The organism is Roseomonas sp. OT10 (genome assembly GCF_020991085.1).
Lineage (GTDB): Bacteria > Pseudomonadota > Alphaproteobacteria > Acetobacterales > Acetobacteraceae > Roseomonas > Roseomonas cutis.
The window spans coordinates 849950-868834 of record NZ_CP087719.1; the positions used below are offsets into that span (position 1 = coordinate 849950).

Below are 18885 nucleotides of genomic sequence, written 5' to 3' on the forward strand. Positions count from 1 at the left end.
CCGCCTCCCTTCCATTCCCGTCACAGCACCAGCCGGCGCACGTCCTCGAGGACATGGGCGAGGTGGCGGGTGAAGCGGGCGGCCAGCGCCCCGTCGATCACGCGGTGGTCGTAGGAGACGCAGAGCGGCAACATCAGCCGCGGCTGGAAGGCCGCGCCATCCCAGACCGGCGCCATCTTCGAGCGCACCACGCCCAGGATCGCGACTTCCGGCGCGTTCACGATGGGGGTGAAGCCCGTGCCGCCGATGCCGCCCAGGGAGGAGATGGTGAAGGTGCCGCCGGACATGTCCGCCGCGCCCAGCTTGCCGTCGCGCGCCTTCTTGGAGATGGCGCCCATCTCCTGGCTCAGCTCCACGATGCCCTTGCGGTCGGCATCCTTGATGACGGGCACGACCAGCCCGTCCGGCGTGTCCACCGCGATGCCGATATTGTAGTACTTCTTGAAGATCAGCGCGTCCTTCTCCGGGCTCAGCGAGCTGTTGAACTCCGGGAAGGCGCGGAGCGCGGAGACGCTGGCCTTGATGAGGAAGGCGAGCAGGGTGACGCGGTAGCCCTTCTCCTTGCCCGCGGCGTCCAGCTCCTTGCGGTACTTCTCGATCTCCGTGATGTCCGCCTCGTCATTGTGGGTGACGTGCGGGATGTTCAGCCACGACCGGTGCAGGTGGGGCCCGGAGAGGCGCTTGATGCGCGCCAGCGGCTTGCTCTCGATCGCGCCGAACTTGGAGAAGTCGACGGCCGGGATCTCGGGGATGCCCGAGCCGGCGGCGGGGGCCGGAGCCGCCGCGGCGGCGGCCGGCGCGGGACCGCGCAGAAAGGCCTTCACGTCGTCCGGGGTGATGCGGCCCTTCTCGCCGCTGCCCTTCAGCGCGGTCAGGTCCACGCCCAATTCGCGCGCCAGGCGGCGGACGGCGGGGCTGGCATGCACGCCGGAGAAGTCGGGCGAGGTGCCGCCGGCGCGGGTGCTGACCGGGGCAGGGGCGGGAACCGGGGCCTTGTCCTGCGGCGCGGGCTCCTGCTGCGCGATGACGGATGGGGGCGGGGTCACCGGCGCCTCGGCGGCGGGGGCGCCGCCCTCCAGCACCAGCAGCGGCGTGCCCTGGCTGACCCGGTCGCCGACCTTGACCAGCACCTGCGCGACCTTGCCGCCGGCACTGGCCGGGACCTCCATGGTCGCCTTGTCGGATTCCAGGGTGATCAGCGTGTCGTCCACCTGGACCGTGTCCCCGGGGGAGACGTGCACCTCGATGATCGGCACGTCCTTGAAGTCACCGATGTCGGGGACCGTGATCTGGCTCATCTCTGGCACCTTCGCCGTGTTTCCATCCCGGCCGGGCGGCGGGGTTTCCGCCGCCCGGGACGCGCAGTGGGGTAGGGGGATTCAGACCTTCGCCGGATTCGGCTTGTTCGGGTCGATCCCGTACTTCGCGATCGCCTCGGCCACCTTGGCGGCCGGGATCGCCCCGTCCTTGGCCAGGGATTCCAGCGCGGCCACCGTCACCCAGCGGCGGTCGACCTCGAAGAAGTCGCGCAGCCGGCGGCGGTAGTCGGAGCGGCCGAACCCATCCGTGCCGAGCACCCGGTAGCGGCCGGGGACATGGGCGCGGATCTGCTCCGCATAGAGGCGCATGTAGTCGGTCGCCGCGATCACCGGGCCCTGGCGGCCGGCGAGCGAGGTCTCGACATGGCTCCGGCGCGGCGTCTCCGTGGGGTGGAGCAGGTTCCACCGCTCCGCATCCACCGCGTCGCGGGCCAACTCGGTGAAGCTCGGCGCGCTCCAGACGTCGGAGGAGACGCCCCAGTCCTGCGCCAGCAGGTCGGCCGCCGCGATCACCTCGCGCAGGATCGCGCCCGAGCCCATCAGCTGCACCCGCGGCGCCTTCTTGTCCGACGCCTCCACCGACTTCAGCGGGTAGAGCCCCTTGAGGATGCCCTCCGCTGCGCCCTCGGGCAGGGCCGGGTGCTCGTAGTTCTCGTTCAGCGTGGTGATGTAGTAGAAGACGTCCTCCTGCGCCTCCAGCATCCGCCGCAGGCCCTCCTGCACGATCACCGCGACCTCGTAGGAGAAGGTCGGGTCGTAGGAGACGCAGTTGGGGATGGTGGCGGAGAGGATGTGGCTGTGCCCGTCCTCGTGCTGCAGCCCCTCGCCGTTCAGCGTGGTGCGGCCGGAGGTGCCGCCGATCAGGAAGCCGCGCGCCCGCATGTCGCCCGCCGCCCAGGCCAGGTCGCCGATGCGCTGGAAGCCGAACATCGAGTAGTAGATGTAGAACGGCACTGTCGGCTGGTCGGAGGTCGAGTAGGAGGTCGCCGCCGCGATCCAGGAGGACATGGCGCCCGCCTCGTTGATCCCCTCCTGGAGGATCTGGCCGCGCTTGTCCTCCTTGTAGAACATGAGCTGGTCGGCATCCTGCGGGCGGTAGAGCTGCCCGACCTGCGAGAAGATGCCGAACTGGCGGAACATCCCCTCCATGCCGAAGGTGCGGCTCTCGTCCGGGACGATCGGCACGATGCGCTGGCCGATGCCCTTGTCGCGCAGCAGGCTGTTGAGGATGCGCACGAAGGCCATGGTGGTGGAGATCTCGCGCCCCTCGGTGCCCTTGGTCTGGGCCTCCAGCGCGGAGAGCGGCGGCGCCTTCACCTGCACCGAGGTCTTCGCCCGGCGCTGCGGCAGCGAGCCGCCCAGCGCGGCGCGGCGGGCGCGCAGGTAGTCCAGCTCCTTCGACCCCTCCTCGAAGCGCAGGAAGGGGATCTCCTTGAGCTGCGCGTCGGTCAGCGGCAGGCCGAAGCGGTCGCGGAACTCCTTGAGGTGCGTCTCGCCCATCTTCTTCTGCTGATGGGTGATGTTCTGCCCCTCGCCGGCCTCGCCCATGCCATAGCCCTTGACCGTCTTGGCCAGGATCACCGTGGGCTTGCCGGTGGTGTTCACCGCCGCGTGGTAGGCGGCGTAGACCTTCTGCGGGTCGTGGCCGCCACGGGCGAGCGACCAGATCTGCTCGTCCGTCATGTTGGCGACCCGCGCCTTCAGCTCGGCGTGCTTGCCGAAGAACTTCTCGCGGACATAGGCGCCGTTCTTCGACTTGAAGTCCTGGTACTCGCCGTCGACCGTCTCCTCCATGGTGCGGACGAGCAGCCCGTCATCGGAGGCGATCAGCGGATCCCAGCCGCCGCCCCAGATGACCTTGATGACGTTCCAGCCGGCGCCGCGGAAGTTGCCCTCCAGCTCCTGGATGATCTTGCCGTTGCCGCGCACCGGCCCGTCGAGGCGCTGCAGGTTGCAGTTGATGACGAAGACGAGGTTGTCCAGCTTCTCGCGCGAGGCCAGCGAGATCGCGCCCAGGCTCTCCGGCTCGTCCGTCTCGCCGTCGCCCAGGAAGGCCCAGACCTTGCGGTTCGCCGTGTCGGCCAGGCCGCGGCCCTGGAGATACTTCAGGTAGCGCGCCTGATAGATCGCCATCAGCGGGCCGAGGCCCATGGAGACGGTCGGGAACTGCCAGAAATCCGGCATCAGCCAGGGGTGCGGGTAGGAGCTGATGCCCTTGCCCTCGGTCTCCTGGCGGAAGTTGAGGAGCTGCGCCTCGGACAGCCGGCCTTCCAGGAAGGCGCGGGCATAGATGCCGGGCGAGATGTGGCCCTGGGCATAGATCAGGTCGCCGCCGTGATTGGCCGAGGGCGCGTGCCAGAAGTGCTGGAAGCCCACGTCGTAGAGCGTGGCGGAGGACTGGAAGCTGGCGATGTGGCCGCCCAGCTCCGAGCTTTCCTTGTTGGCGCGCAGCACGATGGCGAGCGCGTTCCAGCGGATGTAGGAGCGGATGCGGTGCTCGATCTCCCGGTCGCCGGGGTGCTTCGCCTCCAGCTCCGTCGGGATGGTGTTCAGGTAGGGCGTGGTGGCGGAGTAGGGCACCGGCGCGCCGCGCTGGCGCGCCCGCCGCATCAGCTCGTCGAGCAGGTAGGTGGCGCGGAGCTGCCCGCCCACCTCGATGACGCCTTCGAGGGAATCGAGCCACTCCCGGGTCTCGATCGGGTCGATGTCGCGCAGCTGCTCCATAGGTCTCCTCCCAGGGGCGGCGCTTCGCACGCGACCCCACCGGCCGCGACCCGGAGACTGGCCCGGGAAACGGACGCAACTTCCTTCTGCCGAATCACCATAGGGTGTCACAAATCGACAAGGAATAGGGGGGAGGGCGTAATATTCGTGTCAATTCGCATGGGCTGACACGGCGGCTTCCGTCCCTGTCGACGTGTTCTCCTGGCTGGCGATGCCGACACTCGAATGGCCTCACCTAGAGGCGCCGGCGGCAACCCCACAAGATCGTGGCCGACGCCCGAAAGGTTTCGGACTATCGGCCGGGGCGGATGGTTGCGCAACCGACACGCTCATTTGCCTGAGTTGATCTTTGTCTTTTAGAAGAATGCGGTGGCTATCCGGCCTCGCCCAGTTGGCGCACGGCGGTTTCGCAGCCCCGTGCCAGGGCCTCCCATCCCGCGCGGTCGTTGGTCAGGCCGCGCGCGTCCAGGGCGGGCCCGATCACCAGGCGCAGCGGCCCTGGCCGCGGCAGGCCGCGCCCCGCGGGCCAAGCGGCATGCGCGCCGTGGAGGTGGCAGGGCACCACCGGCACCGCCGTGCCCGCGACCAGCGCGCCCAGCCCCGGCTGGAAGGGCCCCATCCGACCGTCCCGGCTGCGCGTGCCCTCGGGGAACAGGATGTAGACCAGCCTGTCCTGCACCAGCCGCTCGCGCAGCGTCGCGATGTCGCGCCGCCCCGTGCGCTTGCGCCAGACGGGCAGGGCGTTGACCGCATAGGCGGCGAAGGCCGAGGCGGCGGCGTTGCCGAAGAAGTAGTCCCCCGCCGCCAGCACATGCGCGCGCCGCGCCGCCTCGCCGCTCAGCACGGCGGAGAGGGTCAGCGCGTCGAGGTGGCTGCAATGGTTGGCGACCAGCACGAAGGGTGGCGAGGCCGGCAGGTTCTCGCGCCCTTCGACGCACAGGGAATGGGCGGCGCGCAGGTAGCCCCGCACCAGCCGGCGCCAGACGCCCTGCAGCAGCGCGCCGCCCAGCCCCGCCTCCCGCATCTGGCTGCGCAGCCGCTCGCCCGGCGCGAGGCCGAGGTCGCGCGCGGGCTTCATCTCCCACTTCACCTCACGACCCCCCGGTCAGCACGCGCGTCGGCTGGTCCAGCCCGAAGCCGACGAGGTAGCCGATCAGGTGGAAGGCGATGGGTGCCACCAGCAGCAGGCTGTTGAAGCGGTCCAGGATGCCGCCATGGCCGGGCACCGCGGCCCCCATGTCCTTGATGCCCAGGTCGCGCTTGATCGAGGACAGCATCAGGTCGCCGCACTGTCCCCCGATGCTGACCAGCAGGCCCAGCAGCACCAGCAAGGCCGGGTTCGCCATCGGCGTTCCGGCGAAGATGCGCGCGCCCACCAAGGCGACCAGCGTGGTCGTCGTCGCCAGCGCCCCCAGCGCGCCCGCGACGGTCTTGTTCGGGCTGGTGGCGGGCAGCAGCTTGCGGCGTCCGAACAGCTTGCCGAAGGTGAAGGCAGCCACGTCGTTCAGCGCGACGGCGGTCAGCAGCAGCAGCACCAGAGGACGGTAGCCGGGATCGTTGGCCATGTAGCCGAGATGCGCGAGCCCCGCGCCGAACAGCATGAAGGCGAAGACGCCCAGCGCCACGCGCTGCACGTAGCCCTCCGGCCGGTCCTGCGGGATGGTGCCGATGGCGATGGCCGCCGTGGTCAGCGGCCAGAGCGCGACGAAGAAGCCGTACCAGTGGTCCAGCGCGGCGAGGTTCACCAGCAGGATGCCCAGCGCGACGATCGCCACCAGCACGCGCTCGCGGAACAGCCCCGTGGCGCGGTCGAACTCGCGCAGGCAGGCGAGGCCGAGGACCGTGACCGCGCCGATGGTCCAGGCGCGCCCAGCCAGCACCGGCCCCAGCATCAGCGGCAGCAGCACCATCCAGGCGCCGAGCCGCAGCCACAGCTCCCGCCGCAGCGCGGGCGACAGCCGGCCCGCGAGCTGCAGTCCGCCGATCGCCAGGGCCGCGAGCAGCAGCACGGCGGCGGTGGCGGCGACGATGCCCTGCGTCACCGGATGCTCGAAGGCGCGGGCGAAGCCCTCGGGGGCGGTCGGACGGTGCAGCATCACGCCCGCCGCAGCGCGCGCGCCGTGCCCGCCAGCCGGCGCAGGGCCGTGGCGAGCGACAGCAGCAGGATCAGCCAGAGCGCCCAGGCGGGCAGGGCGGCCGCCGCCTGCCAGGAGAACGGCGCCAGGGCCCCCCAGGCACCCAGCGCGGTGACGAGGGCCATGCGCTGCTGCTTGGCCATGGGGCCGCGGAAGTCGCTCGGCGCCCCGGCCGCCTTGCCCACGGCGCGGACATAGGCGGTCGCCATCGCGGCCAGCGCCGCCCCCAGCCCCAGCGCGGGCGCCCCCGCCGCCACGCCCAGTCCCCAGAGCACGGCGGTGTCGGAGACGCGGTCCGGGACCTCGTTGAACAGCTCCCCCAGCGGCGAGGCGATGCCGCGCCCGACCGCCACCATCCCGTCCAGCAGGTTGGCCAGCAGCCGCAACTGCACCAGCACCGCACCGGCCAGCCAGAGCGGCCGCGCCGCCTCCGGCGCCCAGGCGGTGCCGGCGAAGGCGAGACCCGCCAGCACCCCCGCAGCCATGCCGGCGAGCGAGATTCCGTCCGCCGAGGCCCGGCGCCGCACCAGCCAGGCGGCCACCCGCCCCGTCACCGCCAGATCCCGCGCCGCGATCGGGCGCCTGTCGCCCGGCGCCCGCATCCCGCCCGCTTCTCCTCCCTGCTCCGCCGTCACCGCAGCATCTCCCGGATCGTTCCCTTGGCCGTGTGGCGCCGATCCTGGCACGGGTCCGACCTCCGGTCAGTCGGCCGCCGATTCCCGGTGGCGGGGCGGATGGTGGCGGAGCGGGTCAGCCCTTCCGGACACGAGGTTTCCCTGAGAGGCGCGAATGATTATCGTCTGCGCGATCGATCCGTTGCGAGGCGCTCCTTGACCCTGCCTTTGCCCCGGCGCGGCCTGCTGCCGCTCGCCGGCCTCCTGGCCATGCCCGCCCTCGGCCGCGCCGCCGGGGCCGTGACCGTGCGCGACGTCGTCGGCCGCGAGGTGACGCTGCCCGCCCCGGCCAGGCGGCTGCTGCTGGGGGAGGGGCGCTTCATCCAGCTCCTCGCCCTGCTGGAGCGGCAGGACCCGGCCGGGCTGGTCGCCGCCTGGATGGGCGAGTTCCAGCGCACCGATCCCCAGGGCCATGCCCAGTTCGTCGCCCGCTTCCCGGCGGCGGCGCGGATCCCCGTGGTCGGCGCCTCGGCCGCCGAGACCTTCTCCATCGAGCGCGCGCTGGATGCGAGGCCGGACCTCGCCATCCTCGGCCTGGACGGGCACGGGCCGGGCAAGGCCGCCGAGGCGGTGGCGCAACTGGAGCGCGCGGGGGTGCCCGTCGTCTTCATCGACTTCCGCCAGGAGCCGCTGGAGAACTCCGCCCGCAGCATCGGCCTCGTGGGCCGGCTGATCGGGCGGGAGGCGCAGGCCCGGGAGTACCTGGATTTCGTCCAGGGCCGGATGGACCGGATCCGCGCCGCCCTGGCCGCCGCCAACCCCGCCCAACCCGCCGTGCTGATGGAGATGCGGGCGGGGGGCGGGCGGGAATGCTGCGGCTCTCCCGGCCGCGGCAACCTGGGCGAGTTCATCGCCTTCGCCGGCGGCCGCAACATCGGGGCTGACATCATCCCCGGCGCGCTGGGGCAGCTCAACACCGAATACGTCGTGGCGCAGCAGCCGGCGGTCTACGTCGCCACCGGCGGCACGGGCGGCGGCGCCGATGGTGCGCCGAAGCTGGGCGCCGGCGTCACCGAGGCGGAGGCGCGCGCGGCGCTGCGCGGCACGGTGGCGCGCACGGGCATCGCGGGACTTCCGGCGGTGCGGGAGGGCCGGGCCCACGGCCTGTGGCACAGCTTCTACAACAGCCCGCTGAACATCCTGGCGCTGGAGGCGATGGCGCGGTGGTTCCACCCGCAGATCTTCGCCGATCTCGACCCCGGCGCGACCCTGGCCGCCATCAACGCGCGCTTCCTGGCCGTGCCACTCGATGGGACCTACTGGGTGTCGCTGCGTTGAGCGCCGCCACCGCCGCGGCGGGCTATCGCCGCCTGCTCCTGCGGCGCCAGGCGCTGCTGGCGCTGCTCGCCGTGCTGCTGGTCGTGGCGCTGTCCTGCGACGTGCTGACCGGGCCCTCCCGCCTGCCGCCGGGGGACCTGCTGGCGGTGGTCTTCTCGCCCTCCACCGCGACGGGGCCGCTGCGCGTCATCGTCTGGGACGTGCGCCTGCCCTATGCGCTGATGGCCGTCCTCGTCGGCGCCTCGCTGGCGCTGGCGGGGGCGGAGATGCAGACGGTGCTGAACAACCCGCTGGCCAGCCCTTTCACCCTCGGCGTCTCCTCCGCCGCCTCGCTGGGCGCGGCGCTGGCTATCGTGCTCGGGCGCGGCGTGCCCTGGGTGCCGCAGGACTGGCTGATCCCGGCCAATGCCTTCGTCTTCGCCTTCGGCTCGATGATGCTGCTGCACTTCATGAGCCGGCTGCGCGGGGCGGGGGTGGATTCCCTCGTGCTGTTCGGCATCGCCCTGGTCTTCGCCTTCAACGCGCTCGTCGCGCTGCTCCAGTTCGTCGCCACCGAGCAGGCGCTGCAGCAGCTCGTCTTCTGGTCCATGGGCAGCCTGGCGCGCGCCACCTGGCCCAAGATCGGCGTGGCCGCGCTGGCCCTGGCCGTCTGCGTCCCCTTCCTGGTGCGTGCCGCCTGGAAGCTGACGGCGCTGCGCCTGGGCGAGGACCGGGCGCGCTCCTTCGGCGTGGATGCCGCCGCCCTGCGCCGCGGCGCGCTGCTGCGCGTCAGCCTGCTCGCCGGCGTCTCCGTCGCCTTCGTCGGCACCATCGGCTTCGTCGGGCTGGTGGGCCCGCACGCCGCGCGGCTGATGGTGGGCGAGGACCACCGCTTCTTCCTGCCGGCCTCGGCGCTCTGCGGCGCGCTGCTGCTCTCGCTCTCCTCCATCGCGGCCAAGCTGCTCGTCCCCGGCCTGCTGATCCCGATCGGCATCGTCACCGCCCTGGTCGGCGTGCCCGTCTTCATCGCGCTGGTCTTCGGCCGGGGGCGCGCCGCGTGACGGAGCACGTGCGCGCGCCGCTGATCGCGGAGCACATCTCCGTCGGCTATGGCCGGCGGCAGGTGATCCGGGACCTCTCCCTGGCGCCGATGCTGCCGGGCACCCTCACCGCCCTGGTCGGGCCGAACGGGGCGGGGAAGTCCACCCTGCTGCGCGGCCTCGCCGGGCTGGTGCCGGCGAAGGGCGCCATCCGCCTGGGGCCGCTCGACCTCGCCGCCATGTCGATCGGGCAGCGGGCGCGCCACGTCTCCTACATGCCGCAGGGCCTGCCCCAGGGCGTGGCGCTGACGGTGCTGGAGACGCTGGTCGGCGCGCTCAAGGCGGTGGCCCCCGCCTCGGGCCCGGTCACCGGCGAGGAGGCGGCGCGGCGCGGCCTCGCCCTGCTGGAGCGGCTGGGCGTGGCCGACCTGGCGCTGCGCGGGCTGGACCGCCTCTCCGGCGGGCAGCGCCAGCTCGCGGGCCTGGCCCAGGCGCTGATCCGCGAGCCGGAGGTGTTGCTGCTGGACGAGCCGACCAGTGCGCTGGACCTCCGCTTCCAGCTCTCGGTGATGGGGCTGGTGCGGGAGATGGTGCTGGAGCACGGGCTGGTCGGCGTGGTGGTGCTGCACGACCTGGTGCTGGCCGCGCGCTTCTCGGACCGGGTGGTGATGCTGCACGACGGCGCCCTGGACGCGGACGGCACGCCGGAGGAGACGATGACCTCCGCCATGCTGGCCCGCGTCTACGGGGTGCAGGCGCGGATCGAGCGCTGCTCGCAGAACCACCTGCTGGTGCTGGCGGACGCGGCCCTGCCGCGGGAGGACGGCGCGGCCCGGGCCTGACCGGCCGCGCCCGGCCCGGCCCGGGGGCACCCTCCCCAGCCGGCGCCGGAGGGGCTACACCGGGCATTCCACGCCGCGGAGGGAGGATGCCCGAGGGCATCGCGCCACAGGGCCTGTCGCCGGCCCGCCTCGCCGACCCGTCCGTCACCCCGGCCAGGGCGGGGCGAGGATCGTCCTGGCGCGTCTCGCCGCTGCTGCGGCGGATCCTGCTGCTGAACGCCCTGCCGCCCTTCCTGCTGGCGGCCTCGCTGCTCTACCTCGACCAGTACCAGAACGGGCTGCTTGCGGCCGAGGTCGCGGGGCTGCGGACCCAGGCGCGCATCTACGCCAACGGCGTGGCCGAGGCGGCCGTGCGCATGCGCGACGACAAGCCGATCCTGGACCCGGAGGCGGCGCGCCCGCTGCTGCGCCGCCTGGCCGAGCCGAGCCCCAACGTGCAGGCCAAGCTCTTCGACATCAACGGCTTGCTGGTGGCGGACAGCCGCGTGCGGGAAGGCTCGGGCGGCAGCATCGTGACCGAGCCGCTGCCGCCGCCCGACCCGCCCGGCGCGGTGCGCGGGCTGGCGGACTGGCTGGTGACCAGCCTGCTGCGCTGGGGGGGCGCGCCGCGGGCGCCGAACGACGTCGTGGTGGACCTGCGTCCCGATGCGCCGTCCTTCGACTGGCAGCCGGAGTTCGGCGGCCAGAACGGCAATGAGCGGCGCGAGGAGCTGCGCCTCGCCCTGGAGGGCGGGGTGAACCCCTATGTCCGCCGCACGGGCGACGGCCGGCTGCTGGTGTCGGTGGCGGAGCCGGCGCGGCGGGCCAACCAGTCCGTGGGCATCGTGCTGCTCACCGGCGAGGCGCGGGAGGTGGACCGCCGGCTGGTGCAGATCCGCGGCAGCGTGCTGGGCCTGTTCGTGCTGGCGCTGGCAGTGACGGTGGGCCTGTCCTTCTACCTCGCCCGCACCCTGGCCTCGCCGATCCTGGCCCTGGCCCAGGCCGCCCGGGCGATGCGCCAGGGCAAGGGCCGCGCCGGCTCGGTGCCCGCGCCGCTGCTGGCGCGCGGCGACGAGATCGGCACCCTGGCCCGTGCCTTCCAGGAGGGGGCGACGGCGCTCTGGGCGCGGGTGGACAGCAACGAGCGCTTCGCGGCGGATGTCGCGCACGAGCTGCGCAACCCGCTCACCTCCGTCCGCTCCGCCATCGAGACGCTGCGGCGGATCGAGAACCCGGAGCACCGCAACCGTCTGCTGGCCATCATCGCCGAGGATGCGGTGCGCATGGACCGGCTGATCGGCGACATCGCCGATGCCTCGCGCGTGGATGCGGAGCTGTCGCGCACCGCGACCGAGCCGGTGGACATCGCCCCGATCCTCTCCGCCCTGGCCGAGCTGCACGCGGCCACGCGGCAGGGCGAGGACGCGCCGCAGCTGGTGCTGGAGGCGCCGGCCCAGGGGCTGGTGGTGCGCGGCGTGGAGGGACGGCTGGTGCAGGTCCTGCGCAACCTGCTGGGCAATGCCGTCTCCTTCTCGCCGCCCGGCGGCACGGTGACGGTGCGGGCGCGGCCCACCGGGGCGATGGTGGAGATCTGCGTCGAGGACGAGGGCCCCGGCATCCCCGAGGCCAAGCTGGAGCACATCTTCGACCGCTTCTACAGCGAGCGGCCGCTGGGCGAGCGCTTCGGCCAGCATTCGGGCCTCGGCCTGTCCATCTGCCGCCAGATCGTCGAGGGGCTGTCGGGCCGCATCATGGCGGAGAACCGCCGCGACGCCGCGGGTCACGTGGCCGGGGCCCGCTTCGTCGTGCGCCTGCCCGCGAGCTGACGCGGCCGTACCCCCCCATCCGGACCGAAGGCATGAACGAGGCCCTGATCTACACGATGGTCCGCGGCGAGGACTGGCGCGCCGCCGAGGCGGCCGGCGCCTACCACGGCTCCGCCGACGACCGGCGCGACGGCTTCCTGCACTTCTCCACCGCCGCCCAGTTGCGGCAGAGCGCCGCGAAGCACCGCGCGGGCGAGGCGGACCTGTGGCTGCTGGCGGTGCCGGCCGCCTCCCTGGGCGCGGCACTGCGCTGGGAGCCGGCGGCGGGCGGGCGGCGGCCCGGCCTCTTCCCGCATCTCTACGGCGCCCTGCCGGTCGCGGCGGTGGAGGCCGCGGTCCCCCTGCCGCTCGGCCCGGACGGGCTGCACCAATTTCCGCCCGGCATCCCCTGACCGGCTGCCGCCGCGCCTCATACGCGCGGTGCGATACCTCGATCCGTGCCGGCGTAGCGCGGGTGGCCCGGGGGCAAGGCGCTGCCTCGCCCCCGATACCCCCACTCCGCCAGGACCCTGCGGGCCCTGGACCCGGAGGGTGCTGCCGCGGGACAGCCTGCGACGGGGTCACGGCGCCGAGGAGCCATGCTCCTCGGCGGGACCGGCCGCCGCACTCGCTGACGCCCTCTGAAAGCTTTCTTCGGAGTCCCGCCTGTCCGCGCTCCGTCAGGGTTCAGCCCGCAGGCTGACGGCAGCCGCGCAGCACCAGACTCCCAGCTGGGACCGGGGCCCGCTTGTGGCCCCGGCAGGGGAGGGTCCGGGACGGGGATCGACGCACGGCGTCGATGCCGCAGGCCGGCATCCCCTCCCGGTCCGCCGCCGGACCATGACGGACAGTTCAGGTCATTCCACCTTCGGTATCAGCGACTCGGCCGGGGCGTCCAGGGCCAGTCCGGCAGGACCACCGGGGGCAGGGGCATCGGCACCGCGGCAGGCGGGGCAGGGTCCGGGCAGGCGGGGCGGAGCGGGCCGCAATCCCAGCGGAACCCGTCCTGGCGCCCGGTCAGGCTGCCACCACGCTCGAAGCGGCAGAGGCATTGCTTGCCGCCAAGGCAGGCCGCCACGCCCTCGCGCGGGGCGTTGCAGACGGGCATGGGCGGGGCGCCCTGGGGGAAGGCGTCGCCGAAGCCCTCACCCACACCATCCGCCCAGGCAGCGCCGCCGAGCAGGAGAAGGCCGGAGAGCAGGATCGGAAGGGAATGCATCCTTCCCGCAGCCTGAGGCAGGGCGGGCTGCCATGCGGTTAACGCCGGGGCCGGGCGCCGGCGGTGCCCGAGGGAAGGATCACCTTTCGCGCAGGTCTGTACACCTTTGGACGCCGCGCGCATTCCTCCTTGAAAGCGGCTACCCTTAGAACTGATATTGCACTGCACAAGAAGGCCCTGCCAGAGCTGGGCCCGCCAGGAGTGGAGACCCCGACATGGATCAGCCTGCGGCCCGGCCCCTGCAAGCCACGCCCGCGCGCTGGGTGCCGGGGCGTCACGTGGCCACGGCTGCGCCCCTTCCGAGCTTCTGGACCATGCTGGGCCGGGGGGCGGTGAACCGGTGCCCGGTCTGCGGCGAGGGCCGGGTGTTCCAGGGCTACCTGACGGTCGTGCCGGAATGCAGCGTCTGCCACGCTCCCCTGGGCTCGCTGCGGGCGGACGACGCCCCGCCCTATTTCACCATCTTCCTGGTCGGCCACCTGCTGGTGCCGGTGGTCTTCTGGGTGGAGCGGAACTGGGAGCCGCCGATGTGGGTCCACATGGCCGTGTGGCTGCCGCTCTTCGCCATCGCCTCTACCCTGCTGCTGCGGCCCGTCAAGGGCGCGACGGTGGGGCTGATGCTGCGCCTGGGCTTCGGCGGCAGCGCGCCGGCCCCGGCCTCCTCCCCGGATGATTCGCGGCGTGACGTCTGACCAGCGCCTGGCGGAGATCCGCCTGCCCCCGGGGGTGGCCTCGCCCAGCGCCTATGCCGAGGCCGATCGCAACCAGGCCGTGGCCGACCTGCTGGCGGAGAACCGCTTCGACCCGCCCGGCCTGCCCCCCGGTCCCTACCGGCTGAATCTCGACCTGCGGGACGGGCGGCTGCTGCTCGACATCCGCGATGCCGCGGACACGCCACTGCACGGCTACGCCCTGGCGCTCGGTCCGTTCCGCCGGCTGATCAAGGACTACCTGATGGTGGTCGGCAGCCATGAGGAGGCGGTGGCCGGGGGAGGGCCGGACGCGCGGGTGCAGGCGATCGACATGGGCCGCCGCGGCCTGCATGACGAGGCGGCGGAACTGCTGCGCGAGCGCCTCGCCGGGCGGGTGGAGGTGGACTTCGCCACCGCCCGCCGGCTCTTCACGCTGGTCTGCGCCCTGCACAACCGGGTATAGGGCGGCGGGGCGCCGCCGGCCGGACGGCTGGCCCCACGCCGAACCTCAGCCGGCCGCAGCCGCTACCCCGCTTCCGCCAGCCGGCGCCCGGCCCGTTCCAGCAATGCCGAAACCGGCAGCGGGGACGCCGCCCAGGGCGCCGAGGTGACCAGCACGTCCGCTCCGGCCCGCGCATAGGCCGCCGCGTTCGCCTCCGTCACGCCGCCGGCGGCGGCCAGCAGCGGCCGGCGCGGATGGCGGCCCAGCGCCTTGGACACCTCCGCCACCTGCTCGGGCTTCAGCCCGGCGAGCTGGACGATGTCCACGTCGGCATGGGCCAGCTGCACCGCCTCGTCCACGCTCGCCACCTCGACGGCGATGCGGCGGGCGGGCTCCGCGGCGCGCAGCCGGGCGACCCAGAGATAGGGCGGCTCGCGCCCCAGCAGGGCGCGGTGCTGCGCCAGCACCAGTACCGCATCGGACAGGCCCAGCCGGTGCGGCACGCAGCCGGCCGCCATCACGGCCTTCAGCATCGCGTCGCGCGTCCCCGGCAGGTGGCGGCGGGAGCAGGCGACCGAGACCTCCGCCCGCACCTCCTGGGCCGCCGCGCGGATACTCGCCGCCCGCGTGGCCACGCCGGAGGTGGCCCCGAGCAGCGACTGCGCCACCGGGGCGGCGCGATGCAGCGCGCCGAGCATCCCCTCGGCCTGCAGGATCGGGCTGCCCTGTTCGAGCTGCGCGCCGGTGGTGCAGAAGCGCCGCACCTCCGTGGCGCCTGCCAGGCGGAACAGGCTTTCCGCCTCCTCCGGGCAGCAGACGGTCATCGGCGCCCCGGCCCGCAGCACGGCACGCCCCGGGACCTCGGCCAGCCGCAGCGCGGCGGTGGTCAGGTCGCCATAGGGAGAGTCCTCCTGGAGCATGGCCTCCAGGCGGGATGGGGCGATGGCGAAGCTCATGGGCGGCGTCCTCTCGCCGCCGATAAGGCGCCGAAACGCCAGGGCGGCTCAAGCGCCGCGCGCGCGTTGCCGGGCTGCGCCGGGCACAGGCGTTGCGGGCGGCCGCCTACCGCCAGTGCGCCATGGGCAGGCCGGCGACGGGGCTGGGGAAGCAGGGAATCGTGGTGCCGCGCAGGCTGCCGATGCAGGCGGTGCGCAGGTCCGGCCCGGCGAAGGTGATGCTGGCGAACCAGGGCGCGAGCCGCCCGCCCGCGGCCAGCATGTCCGCCGGCGTGGCGGTGCCGGCGCGGAACGCCGCCTCCAGCGCCGCGGTGGCGGCGGGATCGCCGTCGTCCAGCAGGGTCAGCAGCTCGCCCTCCGGCGTCAGCGCCAGCACGCGGTCGGCCATCACCTGCGCGATCCAGAGGTTGCCGAAGGCGTCGAAGGCAATGCCGTCGGGAAAGCCCGGGGCGATCTCGCTCGGTCCGAAGACCTCCCGCCCCGTGACCGCGCCGTCGTCGCCGATGCGCAGGCGGGTGATGCGCCGCCCCGTGGTCTCGGCGACGTAGAGCCATTCCTCCGCGGCGTCGAAGCGGATCTCGTTGGTGAAGGCGAAGCCCTCCGCCACCACCCGCAGCCCGCGCCCGTCCGCCATGGCGACATAGCCGTCGCCGGGCCCGGGGCGCATCGCCTCCATCCAGTTCCGCCGGCGGGTGGAGACGGTCAGCCAGACCCGGTCGCGGCGGTCGCGCAGCACGAAGTTCACCTTGCCGATCGGCATCCCGTCGATCGAATCGTGCAGCACGCGGGAGGTGCCGTCGCGCTCCATCAGCTCCAGCCGATCGGTGCCGAAATTGGCGATCAGGAAGCGCCCCGCCCGGTCGAAGGCCAGGCCGTTCGGCAGCGTGCCGGTGGTGAAGCGCTCCGCATCGTCGGCGGCGGCCGCGAAGGCGGGCGTCCGCTGCCCGACGAAGCGCTGCGTCCCGTCCGGGGCGATGCGCATCACCCCGCCGCGCGCATCGGCCGACCAGAGCGTGCCGTCGCGCTCGGCCAGGATGCATTCCGGCCGTTGCAGGTCACGCCCGACATGGCGGATCGCGGCCGGGTCCACGACGAAGCCGCGCAACGGATTGCCTGCCCCTGGCCCTGCCCCTGGCATGGATCTTCCTCCTGGTCTTGGACGTTCGACCAAGAGAAGCCCCGCGGCCCGGCTTTGACAAGCGCCCGGGGCCCCCGCGTGATGCCCGCGATGAGCGAGACGACCCGCGACCGCATCCTCGATGCCGCCGAACGGCTCTTTGCCGCCGGGGGCGGGCCGGACGGGGCCTCCATGCGCGACATCGCGGCCGAGGCGGGGGTGCGCCTGTCCCATGTCACCTACTACTTCGCCGCCAAGGAGGCGCTGTACCGCGCGGTCTTCGCCCGGCGGGCGGAGGCCCTGGCGGCCGCGCGGGCCGCCGCGCTGGCCGAGGCCCCGCCTGGCGACGTCACGGCGCTGATGCGTGCCTTCGTCGGCCCGTCCGTGCGGCAGCGCTTCGGCACCGGGGCCCAGGGCGCGGCCTTCGCCCTGTTGACCGCGCTGGAGGCCACCAGCCCGCGCGAGGCGGAGCGTGGCATCATCGCCGACTTCTTCGACCCGACCGCCGAGCGCTTCCTTGCCGCCCTTGCCCGCCTCCACCCGGATGCGCCGCGCGACGCGCTGGTGGAGGCCTATCTCTTCGCCATGGGGGCGCTCGTCACCGCGATGGCCGGGACGGACCGGCTCCGCCGCCTGACCGGCAGCCTCACGCCGGAGGAGGCGCCGGAGGCCCTGGCGGAACGCCTCGCCCGCTTCTGCGCGGCCGGGGTGGAGGCGATCCTCGCGCCGGCCTGACGCGGCCCCGGGCCGCACCATGGCGCTTGACAGCCGCCATGGCCGTAGGATGATCGGTAAACCGCTTTACAAGGCGTGCTGGCATTTCCGCCGACCGAACCCTTCCGGCCCCAGGGCAGGGGCGCCGCCCTGATCGCACGGGCGCGGCGCGGCTGCAGGACGTGGCCGCGCTCGCCGGCCTGTCCCCGGCCGCGGTGTCGCGCTTCCTCAACGGCGGGCTGCACCTGCCGGAGGAGACGGCGCGGCGCATCCGTGCGGCCGTCGCGGAGCTGGACTACCGCCCCAGCCCGCTCGGCCGCCGCCTGAGCCTGGGGCGCAGCGACACGCTCGGCCTGGTGCTGCCCGACATCGCCAACCCCTTCTTCGCCGCCCTGGCCGACGCGGTGCAGGCGGAGGCGGAGGCGCAGGGCCAGGACCTGCTGCTCTGCGCCACCCGCAACCGCCTGGGGCGGGAGCTGGACGACCTTGCCCGGCTGCAGCGTGCCGATGCGGATGGCGTGCTCTTCGTCACCAACCACGCCGACGACGGCACCCTGGCCACGGCAATCGCCCGGCACGGCCAGGCGCTGGTGCTGCTGGACGAGGACGTGGCCGGCGCGCGGGTGCCCAAGGTCTTCGCCGACAACCTGGCCGGCGGCCGGCTCGCCGCCGAACACCTGCTGGCGGCCGGGCACCGGCGCCTGGCCCTGCTGGGCGGGCCGCCGGGGGTGATGAGCGCGGCCGAGCGCGCCGCGGGCTTCCGCTCCGCCGTCACCGCCGGCGGCGGGGCGGTGGTGTTCGAGGCGGCGGGGGACTACCTCGCCGCCGCCGGCCATGCCGCCGGGCTGCGCCTCCTCGCCATGGCCGAGCCGCCCACGGCGGCCTTCGCCAGCTCCGGCGAGACCGCGCTCGGCCTGCTGCTCGCGGCGCGGGAGCGCGGCGTGGCGGTGCCGGGGAGGCTGTCGGTCGTGGCCTTCGACGATGTCGGCCCGATGGGCCTGATGCAGCCGCCGCTGACCGCGATCCGCCAGCCGGTCGCCGAGATGGGCCGCCAGGGGGTGGCGTTGCTGCTGGCGCGGCTGCGCGGCGGGCCGGTGCCGCAGGCGCCGCTGCGCCTGCCGGTGGAACTGATCGCGCGCGGCTCCGTCGCGCCGCCCGGATGCTGAGGGGAGACGCCGTTTTGCCCAAGACCAAGGTCCTGCTGGTCGGCGAGAGCTGGGTCAGCGCCGCGACCCACTACAAGGGATTCGACGCCTTCGGCAGCGTCACCTTCCACAAGGGGGCCGAGCCGCTGGCCGAGGCGCTGCGGGACAGCGCGTTCGACCTGACCTACATGACCGCGCACGAGGCGGCGGAGGGCTTTCCCTTCACCCTGGAGGGGCTGTCGGACTACCGCGCCATCCTGCTCTCCGACATCGGCGCCAACACGCTGCTGCTGCCGCAATCCGTCTGGCTGCATGGCCGGCCGACGCCGAACCGCCTGAAGCTGATCCGCGACTGGACGGCGGCCGGCGGCGGGCTGGTGATGATCGGCGGCTACCTGACCTTCCAGGGCTTCGACGGGCGCGGCCGCTGGCACCGCACCCCGGTGGAGGCGGCGCTGCCCGTCACCTGCCTGCCCTATGACGACCGTATCGAGGCCCCGGAGGGCTTCCGTCCGGAGATCACCGGCCCCGCCGACCACCCCATCCTGCGCGGGCTGGAGGGGGAGTGGCCGCTGCTGCTGGGCGCCAACGAGGTGATGGCGCGGGAGCGGGAGGACGTGCAGATCCTGGCGCGGCTGCCGGCGGAGCAGGGCGGCCATCCGCTGCTGGTCACCGGCCGGCATGGCGAGGGGCGGACCCTGGCCTGGACCTCCGACATCGGCCCGCACTGGCTGCCGGAGGATTTCGTCCGCTGGCCCGGCTATGCGACGCTGTGGCGCAACGTGCTCTCCTGGGTGACCGGGGCGCGCTGATGCCGGGCAGCCC

Annotated in this window: 17 protein-coding genes and 1 pseudogene; 10 read left to right on the top strand and 8 right to left on the bottom strand. The window is 73.6% G+C overall.

What is annotated here, in order from left to right; all coding sequences use genetic code 11:
• Positions 1-20: 20 nt before the first annotated feature.
• From aceF to LPC08_RS03910, 5 genes are all read right to left on the bottom strand, one after another.
• Entirely contained in the window at positions 21-1307 is a 1287-nt protein-coding gene (gene aceF / locus LPC08_RS03890; RefSeq protein WP_255702298.1) for a dihydrolipoyllysine-residue acetyltransferase, read from the bottom strand.
• A 72-nt stretch (positions 1308-1379) separates the two neighbouring features.
• Complete coding sequence (aceE, locus tag LPC08_RS03895; RefSeq protein ID WP_230451432.1) at positions 1380-4043, bottom strand: pyruvate dehydrogenase (acetyl-transferring), homodimeric type; 2664 nt, start codon at positions 4041-4043, stop codon at positions 1380-1382.
• Positions 4044-4416: 373 nt separating this feature from the next.
• On the bottom strand, positions 4417-5121 hold the full coding sequence (locus LPC08_RS03900; RefSeq protein WP_230451433.1) for a lysophospholipid acyltransferase family protein: 705 nt from the start codon (positions 5119-5121) through the stop codon (positions 4417-4419).
• 13 nt (positions 5122-5134) lie between these two features.
• The gene (locus LPC08_RS03905) at positions 5135-6139 is read right to left on the bottom strand and encodes a phosphatidate cytidylyltransferase (protein WP_230451434.1); all 1005 of its coding nucleotides are present in this window, start codon (positions 6137-6139) and stop codon (positions 5135-5137) included.
• Positions 6139-6780: a CDP-alcohol phosphatidyltransferase family protein gene (locus LPC08_RS03910; RefSeq protein ID WP_230451435.1), complete on the bottom strand. Its 642-nt coding sequence runs from the start codon at positions 6778-6780 to the stop codon at positions 6139-6141. The genes LPC08_RS03905 and LPC08_RS03910 overlap by 1 nt, the downstream gene beginning before the upstream one ends.
• 228 nt (positions 6781-7008) lie before the next feature.
• On the opposite strand from LPC08_RS03910, the gene LPC08_RS03915 reads away from it, so the two are divergent.
• From LPC08_RS03915 to LPC08_RS03935, 5 genes and pseudogenes are all read left to right on the top strand, one after another.
• The gene (locus LPC08_RS03915) at positions 7009-8130 is read left to right on the top strand and encodes an ABC transporter substrate-binding protein (protein WP_230451436.1); all 1122 of its coding nucleotides are present in this window, start codon (positions 7009-7011) and stop codon (positions 8128-8130) included.
• Positions 8127-9170: a FecCD family ABC transporter permease gene (locus LPC08_RS03920; protein ID WP_230451437.1), complete on the top strand. Its 1044-nt coding sequence runs from the start codon at positions 8127-8129 to the stop codon at positions 9168-9170. The genes LPC08_RS03915 and LPC08_RS03920 overlap by 4 nt, the downstream gene beginning before the upstream one ends.
• A 98-nt stretch (positions 9171-9268) precedes the next feature.
• Positions 9269-9991 (top strand): annotated as a pseudogene (locus tag LPC08_RS03925) (ABC transporter ATP-binding protein); the annotation flags it as partial.
• An 86-nt stretch (positions 9992-10077) separates the two neighbouring features.
• Positions 10078-11796: a stimulus-sensing domain-containing protein gene (locus LPC08_RS03930; protein ID WP_230451439.1), complete on the top strand. Its 1719-nt coding sequence runs from the start codon at positions 10078-10080 to the stop codon at positions 11794-11796.
• 32 nt (positions 11797-11828) lie between these two features.
• Complete coding sequence (locus LPC08_RS03935; protein WP_230451440.1) at positions 11829-12188, top strand: DUF952 domain-containing protein; 360 nt, start codon at positions 11829-11831, stop codon at positions 12186-12188.
• Between the two features lie 461 nt (positions 12189-12649).
• On the opposite strand, the gene LPC08_RS03940 is transcribed toward LPC08_RS03935, so the two are convergent.
• Positions 12650-12994 carry a hypothetical protein gene (locus LPC08_RS03940; RefSeq protein ID WP_230451441.1) on the bottom strand — a complete coding sequence of 115 codons (345 nt, stop codon included), beginning with the start codon at positions 12992-12994 and terminating at the stop codon, positions 12650-12652.
• A gap of 215 nt (positions 12995-13209) precedes the next feature.
• Between LPC08_RS03940 and LPC08_RS03945 the strand changes: the two genes are divergently transcribed.
• Together LPC08_RS03945 and LPC08_RS03950 are read left to right on the top strand one after the other, a co-directional pair.
• Complete coding sequence (locus tag LPC08_RS03945; RefSeq protein WP_230451442.1) at positions 13210-13686, top strand: DUF983 domain-containing protein; 477 nt, start codon at positions 13210-13212, stop codon at positions 13684-13686.
• A complete protein-coding gene (locus LPC08_RS03950; RefSeq protein WP_230451443.1) occupies positions 13676-14149 on the top strand; it encodes a UPF0262 family protein in 474 nt (157 codons plus the stop codon). Before LPC08_RS03945 ends, LPC08_RS03950 begins: the two co-directional genes overlap by 11 nt.
• Before the next feature lie 62 nt (positions 14150-14211).
• Here LPC08_RS03950 and modD read toward each other — a convergent pair whose 3' ends face one another.
• On the bottom strand, positions 14212-15084 hold the full coding sequence (modD, locus tag LPC08_RS03955; RefSeq protein WP_230451444.1) for a ModD protein: 873 nt from the start codon (positions 15082-15084) through the stop codon (positions 14212-14214).
• 106 nt (positions 15085-15190) lie between these two features.
• Positions 15191-16189: an SMP-30/gluconolactonase/LRE family protein gene (locus LPC08_RS03960; RefSeq protein ID WP_230451445.1), complete on the bottom strand. Its 999-nt coding sequence runs from the start codon at positions 16187-16189 to the stop codon at positions 15191-15193.
• 123 nt (positions 16190-16312) lie between these two features.
• Here LPC08_RS03960 and LPC08_RS03965 point away from each other — a divergent pair, with 123 nt between their 5' ends.
• The 3 genes from LPC08_RS03965 (at position 16313) to LPC08_RS03975 (ending at position 18872) form a co-directional block, all read left to right on the top strand.
• On the top strand, positions 16313-16936 hold the full coding sequence (locus LPC08_RS03965) for a TetR/AcrR family transcriptional regulator (RefSeq protein ID WP_230451446.1): 624 nt from the start codon (positions 16313-16315) through the stop codon (positions 16934-16936).
• 161 nt (positions 16937-17097) lie between these two features.
• Positions 17098-18081 carry a LacI family DNA-binding transcriptional regulator gene (locus tag LPC08_RS03970; RefSeq protein WP_230451447.1) on the top strand — a complete coding sequence of 328 codons (984 nt, stop codon included), beginning with the start codon at positions 17098-17100 and terminating at the stop codon, positions 18079-18081.
• Between the two features lie 14 nt (positions 18082-18095).
• The gene (locus LPC08_RS03975) at positions 18096-18872 is read left to right on the top strand and encodes a glutamine amidotransferase (RefSeq protein ID WP_230451448.1); all 777 of its coding nucleotides are present in this window, start codon (positions 18096-18098) and stop codon (positions 18870-18872) included.
• Positions 18873-18885: the final 13 nt, after the last annotated feature.